Genomic DNA, 16,386 nt, shown 5'->3' with positions numbered 1-16,386 from the left:
CTTCATCGGGTGGTGACGGTGCCGAGGTTGAGCCAGCCGGAGTGGTTGTCCTGTGCGGTGTTCGCGAAGCGCAGCGGGATGCCGCCGCGCAGCGGGTTCGCCACCCGCATGACGAGGTCGTAGTCGCCTGCGCGCAGGCCGCGGGTGTCGATGCGGGTGGACAGCTGCGCGGGGTCCTGGCCGGGCTGGATGCCGGCCACGCTCCAGGAGGTGTGCCAGCGCCGGACGATCCGCCCCTGGCTGTCGACGGCGGCCAGCTCGGCGGGCCAGTCGTAGTAGAACGGCGCGGCGCCGCGGTTGGCCACGCGCACCGACACCCGGTCGCGGGACAGGGCCGCCTCGGTGACGGTCAGCTCGTAGCCGAGGGACTTGGAGGCGGCCAGGGCGCGGAAGTACTTGTCGCCGGTGAAGCCCTCGCCGGCGAACGCCGCGTGGCTGATCAGCCAGGAGGCGTGGGTCTGCGCGACGGACTCGGCGTAGTCCTCGTACTGCCCGCAGCTGACCGGCTGGTCCCACAGGCAGGACTGGATCTCGGGGCGCAGCTCGCCGCCGATCGGCTCCTGGCGCCACTTCTCGGTGACGCCCTGGTCGATGAGGCGCTGCACGAAGTGCCACGACGTGGGTGGCAGCGTCTCGAACGCGAACGAGTCGTCGTGGTACCCGATCGCCAGGTCCTTGTTTTCCGGGCTCGGGTAGCGGGCCAGCAGCCGGGTCCTGTCGAACGCGGCCTCGTAGCGGCCGAGCAGGCTGGTGAGTATCTCGGTGCTGGGCATCCAGTTTTCGGGCTGGGTCCAGCCGTCGTAGGGCCAGGTGTGCCACTCACCCCAGAAGCCGATCAGGCCCAGGGTGATGAACCCGATGCGCGGGTCGCCGTCGTACCGGCGGCCGAGGGCGGTGACGAACGTTTCCAGGGCGGAGACGAGCCGCGGGTCGCTGTAGTCGGGGGCGACGCTGACCCCGTTGTTGCCGAAGTCGGGGTAGGGGCGGGTGAGCAGGCCCTGGTCCAGCAGGTACTGCGGGATGCCGGTGGGCTTGCCCGGGTAGTCGACGTAGAACCGGAAGACGGCCTGGTGGCCGCGGGCGGCCACGTCGTTGAGCTGCCGTTCGAGGGCGTCCCAGCGAAACTGCCTCGGCCCGGTCATGACGTCGCGAAGCGGCAGGTAGAACCACTCCATGCTGTACGGGAAGGTCTGGTAGCTGCCGGCGTACGGCATGAAGCCCTTGAGCGGGTTGTCGGCCGGCGCGGGCGCGTAGGACAGCTGCTTCCACTGTGGACCGGAGGCGACCGCGGGGGTGCCGGACGCGAGGGTGAGGGCCGCCAGCGCGGCGACCGCGAGGCGCACTGATCTTCTCATGGTGGGGTTCCTTCGGGGCTTCAGGTGACGGTGATGCGGTCGATGTCGGGTGCCCAGCCGGTGGGGTTGGCGATGGTGACCGTGTTGCCGCCGGCAGCGACGGTGACCGTGACGGTGGTGGAGCCGAGCGTGTCCCAGCTGCCGGTCGGGGCGAAGCTGACCGACTGGCCGTTCACGAGCGCGGTACGCGCCACGGCCGACAGGTAGTGGATGGTGACGCTCCGGGTGCCGGCGGGGACACCGTTGACGACAAGCGTGGCGCCGTTGCCGATGTAGCCGACCTTCGCGCCGCCCGAGCAGGCGCCGCAGGTGGCCACGACCGCGCCGCCGGTGCGGGTGTTGCCGGACGCCTCGGCCTCGTACGTGACGGGGGTGCCGCCGCCGGTGCCGACGGTGACGGAGCCGAGGCCGAGCCAGCCGTCGGCCTGCTGCGTGGCGTTGGCGAAGCGCAGCTTCTTGGCGCTGGCGCTCACCGCCTCGAGCGGGTTCTTGACCCGCATCACCCACTGGTAGCCGCCCTGCGCGACGCCGGACAGGTCGACGGTGTGCTGGAAGTACTGCCGGTAGCCGAAGTCGCGGTAGCTGGGGTCGGCGCCGGCGTTCCACTCGGGGAAGTTGCGGATCGTCAGCGGCTGTACCGTGCGCAGGTTCCAGGGTGTGTCCCAGGTGCGCACGACGGTGCCGGCGCTGTTCTTCAGGCCGAGGGTGACCGTCCACGGGTAGTAGAACGGGGCCACGCCGCTGTTGCCGATCTGCACGCCGACGCTTGTGGTACCGCTGGCGGTGTTCCTGAAGTAGGCATTGTGGACGGTGAGGTTGTAGCCCATGAGCCGGACGGCGGCGCCCACGTTCGCGTCGCCGGCCGGGTAGTTGCCGCTCTGCTCGTTGATCATCCAGGTGGCGTGCTCGAGCTCGACGCACGCCTTGAGGTTGTCGACGTTGCCGGCGCCGCCCGGCCAGTGCTGGAAGGCCGTGGCCTGGATCTCCGGCCGGACCTCGCCCCCATCGAGCTGGTGGTCCATTTGTTTTCGGTGCCGGCGGCGAGGGTGCGTTGCAGCTGCGCGTAGGAGGCGCCGCCCAGAGACGCGGGCAGGGTGACGCCCTGCAGCGGTGAGCCTTCCCGGTAGCAGAACGAGTCGTCGTGGTAGCCGATCTCGCGGCTGTTCGCCGCTCCCCCGGCCACGTCCGGGTACCTGATCTCCAGCTTGGTGGTGTTGAACGCACTGTCGAACGCGGCCACGAGCTGGGCGCCGTTGGCGTCGCTGGGCATGTAGTTGGGGCGCCCGTCGGCGGTGTCGCTGTCGTACGGCCAGGTGTGCCACTCGCCCCACAGCCCGACAAGTCCCATGTGGATGAAGCCGAGCCGGGGGTCGCCGTCGTAGCGGGCGCCGAACGCCGCGATGAAGCTTCTCAGAGCGTTGAGCAGGAACGGGCTGTTGTAGTCGGGATGGGTGACGTTCCAGTAGGTGTCGGCGCGGTTGGCGACGTTGCCGTTGAAACAGGGCGGGATCGCGTTGGCGGGGTGGCTGCCGGTACCGCCTGGATAGGTCATGTAGATGCGGATCGCGGCCTGGTTGCCATAGCCGGCGGTCTCGGCCAGCATGCTGTCCACGATGGACCAGTTGTACGCGGCGCAGTTCGACGCGCTGGTCATGATCTCGGACAGGCCGAAGTAGCCCCAGGTCAGCGAGTGGGGGTAGCCGGCGTTCTGGTTGGCGCCGGGTGAGTAGAACCTCGCCCAGCCCTTGAGCGGGTTGTCCAGCGGTCCGGGGGCCGCGGTCAGCGGGTGGACCTGCAGCGCCGGGTCGGGGCTGGCCGGTGGCGCGGGGCGTGGTGGCGGGCCGGCCGGTGCCGCCTGAGCCGGGACGGAGCCGGCGAGCACCAGGGCGGCGCCGGCGATGGCGGCGCCGAGTACGCGGAAGTTCATGACTGGTCACCCTCCTGGCGTTACCGAAGCAATACGAAGAGGTGTTGACAAAATTTCGAAGGACTACATCATTATTCGAGAGCGGGGCGGCTGGCAAGAGCCAACCCGGACACCGGATCAGAGGCGAGGATCGGACCAGAGGCGAGGATGAGGTCGACAAAACGGCGCGACGACCGTCGCGCGGCGTGGTGGTTCCTGCTGCCCGTGCTGCTCGGGTTCGCCATCTTCTACGGCTACCCGGCCGCCCGCGGCATCTGGTACTCGGTGACCGACTACACCATGCTCAACACGCCCTCGTTCGTGGGCGCGGACAACTACGTCAAGCTCGCGCACGACAGCCAGTTCTGGAACGCGCTGCTCGTCACGGCCTGGTACGTGGTGCTCAACATCGGGTCGCAGACGGTGCTGGCCCTCGGCATCGCGGCGCTGATGCACCGGCTGACCCGGTCGGTCGTGCTGCGCGCCACGCTGCTGCTGCCGTGGCTGGTCCCCAACGTCACCGTCGGCCTGCTGTGGATGTGGCTGCTCGACACCAACCTCGGCTTCGTCAACCACCTGCTCAACGCGTTCGGCGCGGGCCCGGTCGGCTTCTTCGTCGACGCGACCTGGGCGATGCCGTCCATCGCCGCCGTCAACACCTGGGCGTACACCGGCTACACCGCACTGCTGCTGTACGCCGGGATGCTGCAGATCCCGCAGTACCTCTACGAAGGCGCCGCCATCGACGGCGCCGGCGAGTGGCGGATGTTCCGCCGCATCACACTGCCCCTGCTGCGCCCGGTCCTGGCGCTGGTGCTGGTGGTCTCCCTGATCGGGTCGTTCCAGATCTTCGACACCGTCGCGGTGACCACGTTCGGCGGACCGGTCTCCGCCACCCGCGTCATCTACTACTACATCTACCAGCAGGCATTCACGTACTTCCACATGGGCTACGCCTCCGCCGCGGCCATCTGCCTCGCGCTCATCCTCGGCGTACTCACCGCGATACAGATGCGCCTGCTGCGCGCGTCCCGGTCGGATCTGGCGTAGGAGGCCTGACGCATGCGCCGCAAGAAACTCACCCCCGGCCGGCTGCTGGCGTGGGCCGTCCTCGTCGCGGTCATCGTGGTCACCATCTTCCCGTTCTGGTGGATGGTCCGCACCGCGCTCACCCCCGCCGCCGACCTCTACACCGACAACGCCGGCCTGCTGCCGCGCGACCCGACGCTCGTCAACTTCGCCCGGGTGCTCGGCCTGACCACCGAGGCCGAGGCGCGCGCCGCCGGCGGCTCCGGCGCGCACATCAACTTCGCCCGCTACCTGCTCAACTCGATCGTCTACTGCGGACTGATCGCGTCGTTCCAGACGCTGTTCTGCGCGATGGCCGGCTACGCCTTCGCCCGGCTGCGCTTCCCCGGCCGCGACCTTGTCTTCGCGATCGTCATCGGCGCGCTCATGGTGCCGCCGATCTTCACGCTCCTGCCCAACTTCATCCTGGTCAAGGAGCTCGGCCTGATGAACACGATGGCCGGCATGGTCGCGCCGACCATCCTGATGACCCCGTTCGCCGTGTTCTTCCTGCGCCAGTTCTTCCTGTCGCTGCCGCGCGACGTCGAGGAGGCGGCGATCCTCGACGGCAACGGCGCATGGGGATCTTCTGGCGGATCGCGCTGCCGATGAGCCGCGGCCCGCTGATCACCATCGGGCTCACCACCACCGTGTGGGCCTGGAAGGACTTCCTCTGGCCCTTGCTGGTCGGCCGCGGCGAGCAGAACCGCCTCGTCACCGTCGCACTCGGCGTCTTCCGGCAGCAGTCACCCAACACCCAACCGGACTGGACCGGCCTGATGGCCGCCTCGACGCTGTCCGTCATCCCCGTCCTGGTCCTGCTCATCTTCGTGGGCAAGCGGCTGGTCCAGTCCCTCAACTTCACCGGCAGCAAATGAACCCCGCACCGCTCCCATCGATTCCACCGCTCCCCAGAGAAGAGGAACCATGATTCGCAGATCACGCGCCGGGGCAGCGTTGCTGTCGCTGGCCGTCACGGCCGGCCTGGCCGCATGCTCCGAGTCCGGCGGCGGCGACTCCGGCGGAAACGTGACCCTCGACTACTGGCTGTGGGACGACAACCAGAAGGCGTCGTACCAGGCCTGCGCGGACGCGTTCCACACCGCCAACCCCACCATCACCGTCCAGATCTCGCAGTCGGCGTGGGACCAGTACTGGCAGAACCTCACCACCCAGCTCGCCGCCGGCGAGCCGCCGGACGTGTGGACCAACCAGGGCTCGTACTACCCGCAGTTCGTCACCTCGGGACAGATCCTGGACATCCAGCCCTATGTGGACGCCGACGGCGTCGACCTGTCCCAGTACCAGGCGGGCCTGGCCGACCTGTTCACCAAGGACGGCAAGCGGTACGGCCTGCCGAAGGACTGGGACACCATGGCGATCGTCTACAACACCGACCACTTCAAGGCGCAGGGCATCGACCCGGCCCAGCTGAAGGATCTGACCTGGAACCCCACCGACGGCGGCACCTTCCAGCAGGTGATCGCCAAGGCCACGGTCGACGCCAACGGCCGCAACGGCCTCGACCCCGCCTTCGACAAGACCAAGGTCAAGATTTACGGGTACCAGCCGGAGTGGAAGGACGGCTCGCAGGGCCAGAACGGCTGGGGCAACCTCGCCGCCTCCCTCGGCTTCACCTACCTGGACAAGAACCCGTGGGGCACGCAGTACAAGTACGACGACCCGCGGCTGGCGCAGACCATCGACTGGTTCAAGTCGTTGATTGCCAAGGGCTACAGCCCGCCGCTGGACAAGGCGTCGACGCTCGGCATCGACGCGCTGCTCAACGCCGGCAAGTCCGCGATGACCATCTCCGGCTCGTGGACGATCAACACGTACCTCGGTGACTCGGCGAAGGCGAAGTTCGCGTTCGCACCGCTGCCGGCCGGGCCGCAGGGCCGCAAGTCCGCGATCAACGGCCTCTCCGACGCGATCTGGGCCGGCACCGAGCACAAGGACGCCGCCTGGAAGTGGGTCAAGTTCCTCGCCTCGCCCGACTGCCAGAACATCGTCGGCGGCAACGGTGTCGTCTTCCCCGCCATCAAGGCGGCCAGCGACAAGGCCCTGGCCGCGCATCAGAGCAAGGGCCGCGACGTGCAGCCGTTCATCGACGAGGCCACCGCGCCCGGCGGCACCTTCTTCCTGCCCATCACCGAACACGGCACCGAGATCAGCCAGATCGTGCAGGACGCCATCCAGTCGTCGGTGCTCGGCCAGACCGACTCGGCCACCGCCCTGAAGAAGGCCAACGAGCAGGTCAACGCCCTCTTCAAGTAGGTAGCTCCCGGTTACGACTCCACCCGTCCCCGGCCCTCGCGGCCGGGGACGGGCTCTCAACCGCCAAGGAGAACAATGGCACTGCTCATCGCGCTCGCCGGGCGCACCTTCGCCCTCGAACACGACGGCCCCGGCAGCCCGCAAGCAGCCGACGGGGGCCTGATCCTACCCCCGGTCGGGTCGCCCTACTGCACGGACTGGGCGACGCCTTGTTCTACCGGCACGGGCAGAACTCGTGGAGCCCCTGCGGATGGCGGCGCCTGGCCGAGCCGCCGCTGCGCATCGCCGACCCGCGGCGCCGCGTCACCGCCGACGACGACACCTGGGACGACCCGGCCCGCCACCACTCCTCCGCCGTGGCTGCCATCGACGCCGGCGACGGCAACGTGCTGCTGCTCGGCGCGCTCGGCCTCGGCACGCCGCGGCTGTCCGCCGACCGCGACACCATCGCCGGCTGGTACGAGCACGGCGCCCAGCCGTGGTTCGCCGCGTACGGGCCGGAGGACGAGGTGTTCGCCGCGTACGCCCGGCAGCTGGCCGACCGGCTGGGCAGCCGCACCCGCCGCGCCGGCAACGTCTGGTGCTCCTGGTACGCGTACTACGAGACGATCACCGAGCAGCAGCTCGCCAAGGACGTCGACGACCTGCGGGGCCTGCCCTTCGACGTCGTCCAGGTCGACGACGGCTGGGAGCGGCTGGTCGGCGACTGGCAGCCCAACCACAAGTTCCCGTCCGGCATGCGGGCACTGGCCGACCGCATTACCGACGCGGGCATGACGCCGGGGCTGTGGCTGGCCCCGTTCATCGCGCTGCCGGGTTCGCAGCTCGCCCAACGGTACCCGTCGCTGCTGCTGCGGGACGCCCGCGGCGAGCCGGTGGTCGCGGGCCACAACTGGGGCGGCGGCTACCACGCCCTCGACCTGTCCCTGCCGGCCACCCGCGACTTCCTCGCCGAGCTGACCCAGCGGGTCGTGCACGAGTGGGGCTTCCGGTACCTGAAGCTCGACTTCGTCAACGCCGGCGCGGTGCCCGGGGTGCGCGCCGGCGGCGGCGAGCGCGAGCAGAGCTACCGCGACGCACTCGCGCTCATCCGCGAGGTCGCCGGAGACGACGTGTACCTGCTGGGCAGCGGCGCGATCCTGCTGCCCTCGCTGGGCATCCTGGACGGGCTGCGCAGCGGCCCCGACGTCGCGCCCATGTGGCAGAACTACGCCAGCGACGACCCCTCCGACGCCATGGCCCGCAACGCCGTCGTCAACACGCTGCACCGCCTGTGGCACCAGCCGCTGGCCGAGGTCGACCCCGACGTCGTGTACTTCCGCAGCCGGCTCAACCTGCTCACCGACCAGCAGCTGGCCTGGCTGCGCGACCTCGCGGACATCTGCCGCTTCCGCGCGGTCTCCGACCCGCCGAGCTGGCTGTCCCCCACCGAGCTGGAGGACATGGCCGGCTACCTGTCGGCGCGGCCGGAGATCCGGCGGCTGGGCCGGTACCGGTACACCGTCGACGGGCGGGAGGCCGACTTCACCGCGGCGATCTCACCGGCGGCGCAGGCCTACCCAATCTCCTGACAACTATTTGTAAAGATCGAAGCGTATTATGCGGAGCGTACCTGCCCGCAAAGCAAGGGACCGAACGTGACCGAACAGGCAACAACCGGGACGGACCTGCCGCGCCTGCGCGAGCTCAACTCCCTGAGCATCGTCCGCGCGCTGCGCGACCACCCGCCGTCCACCGTCACCGAGCTGTCCCAGCGCACCGGACTGTCCCGCCCCGCCGTCGACGTCATCGCCCAGGGGCTCGTCGCCGACGGCTGGGCCACCGTCCTGGAACCCGGCGCGAGCAGCGCGGTCGGTCGCCCCGCGCGCCGGTACCAGTTTCGCGCCGGGGCGGGCCACGTGCTCGGCGTCGACGTGGGCGTACACAAGATCCTGGCCCTGCTCTGCGACCTCGACGGCAACATCGTGCAGAGCGTGCGCCAGTCCGTCGACGCCGAAGCCGAGCCCGCCGAGCGCCTCGCCGAGCTCGACAACGTCATCGACGCCTGCGTGGCCAAGGCCGGCATGACGCCGCCCGACATCTGGGCCGTCACGGTCGGGGTCACCGGCGCCGTCGACAAGGACGGCCGGACCCGCTTCTTCACGCCGCTGCCCGGCTGGAAGAGCGTCGACCTCGTCGCGCACCTGGGCGACCGGTTCGCCTGCCCGGTCCTTGTGGAGAACGACTGCAAGCTCGCCGCCCTCGCCGAACGCTGGAAGGGCGCCGCCAGGGACGCCGACGACATCGTCTACCTGCTCGGCGGCATGCGTAACGGCGCCGGTCTCATCATCGACGGGGTACTGCGCCGCGGCTTCGGCGGCGCGGCCGGCGAGATCGGCGCGCTCAGGCACGTACGGTGGCTCAACGCCCCCGCCCACCTGCAAAACTGCCCCGGCGTCCCAGCCACCGTCAGCCCCGACGACGCCGCCGCCTGGGTCTTCAACGCCGCCCGCGAGGGCGACCGCGCCGCCCGCGGCGCCGTCAACCGCTACGTCAAGGACCTGGCGGTGGGCGCGGCCGCGCTCGTACTCACCCTCGACCCCCAGGTGGTCGTCTACGGCGGCGGCTTCTCCCGCTCGGCCGACCTTGTGCTCGACCCGCTGCGCAACGAGCTGCAACGCCTGTGCCTGCGCATGCCGGAGGTCCGCGCCTCCACGCTGGGCGCGGACTCGGTCGCGTTGGGCGCGCTGAAGCTTTCCCTCAACGAGGTGGACGCCCGCCTCTTCAGCGCCGGCCTCTCCGCACCGGTCGCCCCCCGCCGCGACTAGCGACCTCCGGGTCCGCGACCGCGCCGCCTTCGAAAAGCCAGCCCGACAAGCTCTGAGCTGCCGCGGTGTCCGCGGTGGTCCGGACCGTTGCTCCCGCGGCCTCACCCTCCGCGCCACCAGACCCCGCGGCCGACCGCTTCCGCCCTCGACGCGGTAGCCTGCGCGGGTTCCCACACGGCCGAAAGGGGATCGAGCCATGCATCCGCAGCACCAGCAGCCGCCCGCGGCGGCGCGGCGACGGCGGAAGGTGGTGACCGTGCTCGCGGTCGTCGGCGGCGTGCTCGGCTTGGGCCTCGTCATCGTCGCGGCGTTGGCGGTGCTGGGCGGTGGCGAGGAGCAGGGCACCGCCGGACCGCCCGCGGCGACCACCGCGACCACCACGGCCGCAGCCACCGTCGCGGCGGCTGCGGCGGGCGGGGTTCCGCCGGAGCCGGACCAGAAGACGTGGGACGCCTACATCGCCGACCTGAACGCCATCAGCCCGCTGATCGTCGGCGGCGACAAGCGCAAGGACGAGGAGAAGGCCGTCGACCGCGGCCGCGACCAGTGTGCGAACGTCGCCGACGGGTTTGACGACCAGAAGCTCGTTGACCTCGTGATCCAGCGGTTTACGTCGCCGGCGCGCCCGGACGGGTTTGACCGGTCGACCGCCACGAGGATCCTTCTCGTGGTGCGCCAGCACATCTGCCCGTCCTACTGACGCTCAGCGTTCCGCGGGCAGCCAGGCGTCGAGCGGGGGTCAGGTCGTGGCGGGCTGGGGTGCGGCGGGCTGGTCGAGGGGGGCGACGTCGTCGACGGCGAAGGCGTGGACGGTCAGGTCGGCGTCGAGGCGGACCTGGTACCCCATCAATGGGCCGGCCGCCGGCCAGCGGACGCCGACCACCGTGCCGGTGAGGTCGCGCGAAGGGCCGGACAGGACGCGGACCCGCGTGCCGGGTGGATGGCCCTCGTACGCGGCGACGAGCAGCGCGTCCAGGATGTGCCGGACGCCGTCGAGCGAGCCGCGCAGGCTCACCGAGCGCAGCTCGCGGCCGAGCGTCCGGGCCGCGTCGCGCACGCGCCAGTCCGCATTGGACTGACCGGCGGCGAGCGCGGCGTCGACGCGGGTCCACAGCCGCCACCTGTCGTCGTCCAGCAGCAGGCGGGCGGCGCGGTCCAGCGCGTCGCAGGTGATGTCGACGGCGGTCTCCTCGCCGAGCTCGGCGACCCAGGCCAGCTCGTCCGCCGAGGGGACGAGGGCCGGCGACTCGTGCGCCACCACGGCGTACAGCATGGCGAGGGTGGTCTGGCGGCCGGCGCCGTCGTACATGCGCTGTGCCCGCCACGGTGGGAACCGCTCGGTCAGGTGCGTGGCCCGCCCCAGCGGCAGGTCGGTGGCCAGGCGCGTGTCGGAGACCCGGGAGTGGAACGTGCGGTGTTCGCGCAAAGCGAACACCGACCGCCAGTGCTCGTCGATGCTGAGCGGCCGGACAGCGGGCGCGTCCTGCGCGTCGAGCAGGCGGGCGGCGACCGAATACGCCACGCCGAGCCGCGCCGCGAGCGCGCGGATCGCCCGCCTGCGGGCCCGATCGGGCACGGGTCGTCGTTGCTTGCCACCGGCCATCGCGGTCCTCCCTCGGCTCATCGTAGGCCCAAGGGCGGCAATGTTCGGGCCGAGCCATCAGGCCCTGAGCGAACGCCGGCGCGGCCCCGCGGGTACCCCGTTCGTTGTACGCTGGACCGGCAGCGCGCCTGCACGAGCGTAGCGAGGCCCCCCACGCGGGCCGCGCGTCGACGCCAAGAGGCTCTGACTCAGCGCACACCACCTCCGCCCTTGTCGTGCGCACACGTGCGTCTGTCGGGCGGGGTGCGTGGGGCCCCGCCGCGAGGACGTGAGAGTCGTGTTCGAGCGATTTACAGACCGCGCCCGTCGGGTTGTCGTCCTGGCTCAGGAAGAAGCCCGGATGCTCAACCACAACTACATCGGCACGGAGCACATCCTGCTGGGCCTGATCCACGAAGGTGAAGGCGTCGCCGCCAAGGCATTGGAAAGCCTGGGTATCTCGTTGGAGGGCGTCCGCCAGCAGGTGGAGGAGATCATCGGGCAGGGTCAGCAGGCGCCGAGCGGGCATATTCCGTTCACGCCGCGGGCCAAGAAGGTGTTGGAGCTGTCGCTGCGTGAGGCGTTGCAGCTCGGCCACAACTACATCGGCACCGAGCACATCCTGCTGGGCCTGATCCGGGAGGGTGAGGGCGTCGCCGCCCAGGTGCTGGTCAAGCTCGGCGCCGACCTCAACCGGGTGCGGCAGCAGGTCATCCAGCTGCTGTCCGGCCACGTGGAGAAGGCACCGGCCGGCGAGCCCGCCCCGCCCACCTCCACGGTGCTCGACCAGTTCGGGCAGAACCTCACAAACGACGCCCGCACCGGAAAGCTCGACCCGGTCATCGACCGGGACCACGAGATCGAGCAGGTCATGATCGTGCTGTCCTGCCGCACCAAGAACAACCCCGTGCTGGTCGGCGAGCCCGGCGTCGGCAAGACCGCCGTCGTGGAAGGGCTGTGCCAACGGATCGTCAAGGGCGAGGTGCCCGAGACGCTCAAGCACAAACAGGTGTACACATTGGACCTCTCGGCGCTGGTGGCCGGCTCCCGCTACCGCGGCGACTTCGAGGAACGCCTCAAGAAGGTGGTCAAGGAGTGCCGCACGCGCGGCGACGTCATCCTCTTCATCGACGAGATCCACACGCTCGTGGGCGCGGGAGCGGCGGAGGGTGCGATCGACGCGGCCTCGATTTTGAAGCCGATGCTGGCCCGAGGCGAGCTGCAGACGATCGGCGCGACCACCATCGGCGAGTACCAGAAGTACTTCGAGAAGGACGCGGCACTGGCCCGTCGCTTCCAGTCCGTCCAGGTCGACGAGCCGACGCAGACGCAGGCGATCGAGATCCTCAAAGGGCTGCGGGACCGGTACGAGGCACACCACCGGGTCACGATCACCGACGCCGCCATCGTCGCCGCGGCCACCCTCGCCGACCGCTACATCGCCGACCGTTTCCTGCCCGACAAGGCCATCGACCTCATCGACCAGGCGGGTGCGCGGATGCGGATCCGTCGGATGACGGCGCCGCCGGACCTGCGGGACTTCGATGAGCGGATCGCTCAGGTGCGCAGGGACAAGGAGTCCGCGATCGACGCGCAGGACTTTGAGCGGGCGGCGCAGCTGCGGGACAAGGAGAAGCAGCTGCTGGGTCAGAAGGCGCAGCGGGAGAAGGAGTGGAAGGCCGGCGACCTCGATGTGGTGTCCGAGGTTGATGACGAGCAGATCGCTGAGGTGTTGGCGAACTGGACCGGTATTCCGGTGTACAAGCTGACCGAGGAGGAGACCTCGCGGCTGCTGCGGATGGAAGACGAGCTGCACAAGCGGGTCGTCGGGCAGGAAGACGCGGTCAAGGCGGTGTCCAAGGCGATCCGCCGCACGAGGGCTGGGTTGAAGGACCCGAAGCGGCCTTCTGGTTCGTTCATCTTCGCCGGGCCGTCGGGTGTGGGTAAGACCGAGTTGTCCAAAGCCCTGGCCGAGTTCCTGTTCGGGTCCGAGGACGCGTTGATTCAGCTGGACATGTCGGAGTTCCACGACCGGTACACGGTGTCCCGGCTGGTCGGTGCCCCACCCGGGTATGTCGGCTACGACGAGGGTGGTCAGCTGACCGAGAAGGTCCGCCGGCGGCCGTTCTCGGTGGTGCTGTTCGACGAGATCGAAAAGGCCCACCCGGACGTGTTCAACACGCTGCTGCAGATCCTGGAGGACGGGCGGCTGACCGATGGTCAGGGCCGGATCGTCGACTTCAAGAACACGGTGATCATCCTGACCACCAACCTCGGCACCCGCGACGTCGCCAAAGCCGTCAGCTTGGGGTTCCAGGCTTCGGAGGACTCCGAGTCGAACTACGAGCGGATGAAGCAGAAGGTCAACGACGAGCTCAAGCAGCACTTCCGGCCCGAGTTCCTGAACCGGATCGACGACACGATCGTCTTTCCCCAGCTCACCCAGCGCGAAATGCTCCACATCGTCGACATCATGGTGGCCCGCGTCGAGACCCAGCTGCGCGGCAAGGACATGGGCCTCACGCTGACCGACAAAGCCAGGCGGTACCTGGCGACAAAGGGTTTCGACCCGTCGTTGGGCGCGCGGCCGCTGCGCCGCACCGTCCAGCGGGAGGTCGAGGACAGCCTGGCCGAACGGATCCTCTTCAACGACCTGCGACCGGGTCAGATCGTCGTCATCGACTGCGACGGCGAGCCCGAGGCGGACGGCGCGGCGCTGACGTTCCGCACCGCCGACCAGCCTGTCGACGTCCCCCTGACGGTCGACTAGCGGATCTGTACCGGATCACGAGGGGGGCCGCGATACGTTGTCCACAGAGGAGCGTGGGCGATGGCCGGCTGGTCGCAGGTGCGGGAAACCCGGACGATCCGGGCGGGTCACCGGCCCGGCACGATCGTCCGATGTGGGCTGATGGACACGACGCTGGCCGACCTGCCGGTGTCGGTCGTGTTCCTCTTCGCACACGCCCTCGACGAGGCACGCCTGGCCGGTGGGCTGGCCCGCGCGCTCGCCCACCTGCCGGTCTTCGCCGGCCGGCTGCGCACCCGCGCCGGGAGATTGGAGATCGTCTGCGACGACGCCGGCGTACCGATGACGTTCGTCGACCTCGACGAACCGCTCGCCGGGGCCGTCGGCCGGGTCACGCTGCCCGCGTCGGGCCTGGTCACGCACGTCGACGCGGCCGGTGCGCGGCACGGCGGGCAGCCGCTGCTCACCGTGCAGGTCAGCCGGCTGGCCGGCGGCGGTACCGCGATCGGCTGCTCGTGGCACCACGCGGTGGGCGACATCAGCACGTTCATGCTGCTGATGCGGGCCTGGTCGGCGGCGGTGGAGGGCACCCCGCCACCCGAAGTGCGGATCGTCGAGGACCGGGAGGCCTACCTGGACGAGGTGCTCCCGCGCGAGGACTCCGGCCGGCCGGGCCTGCGCCTGCCCGATCCCGCCGAGGCCGTCGAGCTGAAGCGGCAGCTGGAGGCGGCGGCCCGGTCCAGCCGGACCGTGCAGGTCTACCTCGGCGACGCGGAGGTCGGCCGGATGCGGGAGGAGCTCAGCGCCGCCGCCGGGCAAAACCTCTCGCGAAACGGCGCGCTCTGCGCCCACCTCGTCAGCACGCTGCGGCACCTGGACGGCGACACGCAGACCCGCGTCCTCACGCTGCCGGTCGAGCTGCGCCGCCGGTACGCACTGCCGCCCGGCGTGGTCGGCAACGTGCTCAGCGAGGTCAGCCTGCCCTGGTCGCCCGCCGGCGGCCCGGCCACGCTCGCGGTCGCCATCCGGGCCGCGCTGGACGACTTCACCCGCTCGCACCTGAGCTTCCGGGCCAACCGCGCGTTCGTCGACAGCATCGGCACATCGCGCATCGGCGAATGCGTCTCGGTCGGCTTCGACCCGGCCAACCGTGCCATCTCGGTCTCCAACTGGAGCCGGCTCGGGGCGTACGGCATCGCGTTCGACGGCCACCACCCGGCCGCCTTCTCCCCCGCCACGACGTTCCAGCTGCCCTGGGTCTCGTGGCTGGTGGAGGGCTTCGGCAACAGCGGCTTCCTCTACACGATCGCGGTGCCCTCCACTCTCGCCGGCCGGCTGCGCGGGCCGGAGGGGCGCGCGGCCCTGCACCGCTTCCGCCGCCCGGAGGACCCGCTGCCACCCCTGGCCACCGAGGTCCGCAAGCTCCTCTGATCAGCCGCAGAAGGCGTCGTCGAGGAAGGCTTCGACGGTGTCGTCCAGGTCGGCGCTGAAGTTCGGCGTGAGCGCGAGCGTGACCTGGCGGCCCGGCGTCATGAACGACCACGACTGGTAGGCGAGGGCATCGCCGTCGTTGCCGTAGACCCGCAGCCCGCACGTGGTGTCCCACCAGGCCAGGCCGAGCCCGTAGCGGCGGCCCTCGACGCCCGGCGTGCGCATCTGGTCGAGCAGGTGGGCCGGCAGCAGGCGGCCGCCGAGCAGGGCCTCGAAGAAGCGGTTGAGGTCGGCGGCCGTGGAGATGAGCTCGCCGCCCGCGCCGAAGACCGACGGGTTCATGCGCGTGTAGTCGACGAGGTTGCCCTCGGTGTCGCGCGGCACGTACCCGTGCGGGTGCGGGCCGGGGATGTGCGGTGAGGTGCCCGGCAGGGAGGTGCCGTGCAGGCGCAGCGGGCGGAGGAGCCGGCGTTCGATCTCGACGCCGTAGGGCCGGCCGGTTGCCTTCTCCACGACCTGGCCGAGCAGGGCGTAGCCGGTGTTGGAGTACCCGAAGGTCGTCCCCGGCCGCTCGGACGTCGGCGGGTGGGCCACCGCCCGCGCGACAAGCTCCGACGCGGTCCAGGTGCGCCACCGGTTGGCGAAGAACTCCTGGCTGGGCGGCATGGGCAGGGTGCGCACGACGTCGTACAGGCCGCTGGTGTGGTTGAGCAGGTGGCGCAGGGTGATGCTGTCGCCGTCCGGGACCGCGCCGGGCAGCCACGCCTCGACCGGGTCGTCCAGGCGCAGCCGCCCCTCGGCGGCCAGCTGGAGCACGACCGTCGCCACGAACGTCTTGGTGATGCTGCCCGCCCGGAACCGGCCTTCCGCCGGGACCGGCCGCGCTTTGCCCAGCTCGGCGACGCCGCTTGTCACGCGCCACACGCCGCGCTCGTCGCGCACCTCCACGAGTGCGCCCACCGCGCCGGCGGCGACCACGCCGTCCAGCCCGCGCCGCAACTCCCCGCGGTCCTCGCCGCCCGCGGCGGCGCCGGCCGTCGCCGCGACCACCGCCAGCGCTGCCACCGCGGTCATCACTACCTTCATCCCAAACCCCCGTGAGTAGCTGTCCACGATCGAGCCTCACGGAGAACCAGCGAAGATCATATCCGGGAACGCCCTTAATCTGCCCCGACGTTGGGGCTCGCTGCGCCCGCCTGGTACCCCCGGGA

At 70.4% G+C, this 16,386-nt stretch carries 12 protein-coding genes and 1 pseudogene; 8 read left to right on the top strand and 5 right to left on the bottom strand.

Annotated features, from left to right (window positions below; all coding sequences use genetic code 11):
• Positions 1-2 precede the first annotated feature (2 nt).
• From Phou_RS36555 to Phou_RS51580, 3 genes are read right to left on the bottom strand one after another with little or no spacing between them, the layout of a single operon-like run.
• On the bottom strand, positions 3-1,355 hold the full coding sequence (locus tag Phou_RS36555) for a DUF4832 domain-containing protein (protein WP_173065842.1): 1,353 nt from the start codon (positions 1,353-1,355) through the stop codon (positions 3-5).
• Between the two features lie 20 nt (positions 1,356-1,375).
• Positions 1,376-2,248: a DUF4832 domain-containing protein gene (locus Phou_RS51585; RefSeq protein ID WP_218579432.1), complete on the bottom strand. Its 873-nt coding sequence runs from the start codon at positions 2,246-2,248 to the stop codon at positions 1,376-1,378.
• Positions 2,245-3,282, bottom strand: a complete 1,038-nt coding sequence (locus tag Phou_RS51580) for a hypothetical protein (protein ID WP_218579431.1) — start codon at positions 3,280-3,282, stop codon at positions 2,245-2,247. The genes Phou_RS51585 and Phou_RS51580 overlap by 4 nt, the downstream gene beginning before the upstream one ends.
• A gap of 147 nt (positions 3,283-3,429) precedes the next feature.
• Between Phou_RS51580 and Phou_RS36545 the strand changes: the two genes are divergently transcribed.
• From Phou_RS36545 to Phou_RS50720, 6 genes and pseudogenes are all read left to right on the top strand, one after another.
• Positions 3,430-4,311 carry a carbohydrate ABC transporter permease gene (locus Phou_RS36545; RefSeq protein WP_173065840.1) on the top strand — a complete coding sequence of 294 codons (882 nt, stop codon included), beginning with the start codon at positions 3,430-3,432 and terminating at the stop codon, positions 4,309-4,311.
• A gap of 12 nt (positions 4,312-4,323) precedes the next feature.
• Positions 4,324-5,207, top strand: a pseudogene (locus Phou_RS36540) (carbohydrate ABC transporter permease).
• Positions 5,208-5,256: 49 nt separating this feature from the next.
• On the top strand, positions 5,257-6,606 hold the full coding sequence (locus Phou_RS36535; protein ID WP_173065837.1) for an ABC transporter substrate-binding protein: 1,350 nt from the start codon (positions 5,257-5,259) through the stop codon (positions 6,604-6,606).
• Positions 6,607-6,815: 209 nt separating this feature from the next.
• Positions 6,816-8,177, top strand: a complete 1,362-nt coding sequence (locus Phou_RS36530) for a glycoside hydrolase family 36 protein (RefSeq protein WP_218579430.1) — start codon at positions 6,816-6,818, stop codon at positions 8,175-8,177.
• A gap of 66 nt (positions 8,178-8,243) precedes the next feature.
• Complete coding sequence (locus Phou_RS36525) at positions 8,244-9,413, top strand: ROK family transcriptional regulator (protein WP_173065835.1); 1,170 nt, start codon at positions 8,244-8,246, stop codon at positions 9,411-9,413.
• Between the two features lie 196 nt (positions 9,414-9,609).
• On the top strand, positions 9,610-10,113 hold the full coding sequence (locus tag Phou_RS50720) for a hypothetical protein (protein WP_178134997.1): 504 nt from the start codon (positions 9,610-9,612) through the stop codon (positions 10,111-10,113).
• A 39-nt stretch (positions 10,114-10,152) separates the two neighbouring features.
• Here the strand turns inward: Phou_RS50720 and Phou_RS36515 are convergent, their stop codons facing one another.
• Positions 10,153-11,016, bottom strand: a complete 864-nt coding sequence (locus tag Phou_RS36515) for a hypothetical protein (protein ID WP_173065832.1) — start codon at positions 11,014-11,016, stop codon at positions 10,153-10,155.
• 277 nt (positions 11,017-11,293) lie between these two features.
• On the opposite strand from Phou_RS36515, the gene Phou_RS36510 reads away from it, so the two are divergent.
• The gene (locus tag Phou_RS36510; protein ID WP_173065830.1) at positions 11,294-13,765 is read left to right on the top strand and encodes an ATP-dependent Clp protease ATP-binding subunit; all 2,472 of its coding nucleotides are present in this window, start codon (positions 11,294-11,296) and stop codon (positions 13,763-13,765) included.
• Positions 13,766-13,825: 60 nt separating this feature from the next.
• A complete protein-coding gene (locus Phou_RS36505) occupies positions 13,826-15,175 on the top strand; it encodes an acyltransferase (RefSeq protein WP_173065828.1) in 1,350 nt (449 codons plus the stop codon).
• Here Phou_RS36505 and Phou_RS36500 read toward each other — a convergent pair whose 3' ends face one another.
• Positions 15,176-16,249 carry a serine hydrolase domain-containing protein gene (locus Phou_RS36500; RefSeq protein ID WP_173065825.1) on the bottom strand — a complete coding sequence of 358 codons (1,074 nt, stop codon included), beginning with the start codon at positions 16,247-16,249 and terminating at the stop codon, positions 15,176-15,178.
• Positions 16,250-16,386: the final 137 nt, after the last annotated feature.

The sequence above is a fragment of the Phytohabitans houttuyneae genome (assembly GCF_011764425.1).
Lineage (GTDB): Bacteria > Actinomycetota > Actinomycetes > Mycobacteriales > Micromonosporaceae > Phytohabitans > Phytohabitans houttuyneae.
This window is presented reverse-complemented; position numbering and strand designations above follow the sequence as displayed.

Bases quoted from the DNA above. Each gene is read 5' to 3' on its own strand.
- Phou_RS36555 (WP_173065842.1), bottom strand. From the start codon at position 1,355: ATGAGAAGATCAGTGCGCCTCGCGGTCGCCGCGCTGGCGGCCCTCACC.
- Phou_RS51585 (WP_218579432.1), bottom strand. From the start codon at position 2,248: ATGATCAACGAGCAGAGCGGCAACTACCCGGCCGGCGACGCGAACGTG.
- Phou_RS51580 (WP_218579431.1), bottom strand. From the start codon at position 3,282: ATGAACTTCCGCGTACTCGGCGCCGCCATCGCCGGCGCCGCCCTGGTG.
- Phou_RS36545 (WP_173065840.1), top strand. From the start codon at position 3,430: ATGAGGTCGACAAAACGGCGCGACGACCGTCGCGCGGCGTGGTGGTTC.
- Phou_RS36535 (WP_173065837.1), top strand. From the start codon at position 5,257: ATGATTCGCAGATCACGCGCCGGGGCAGCGTTGCTGTCGCTGGCCGTC.
- Phou_RS50720 (WP_178134997.1), top strand. From the start codon at position 9,610: ATGCATCCGCAGCACCAGCAGCCGCCCGCGGCGGCGCGGCGACGGCGG.
- Phou_RS36515 (WP_173065832.1), bottom strand. From the start codon at position 11,016: ATGGCCGGTGGCAAGCAACGACGACCCGTGCCCGATCGGGCCCGCAGG.
- Phou_RS36505 (WP_173065828.1), top strand. From the start codon at position 13,826: ATGGCCGGCTGGTCGCAGGTGCGGGAAACCCGGACGATCCGGGCGGGT.
- Phou_RS36500 (WP_173065825.1), bottom strand. From the start codon at position 16,249: ATGACCGCGGTGGCAGCGCTGGCGGTGGTCGCGGCGACGGCCGGCGCC.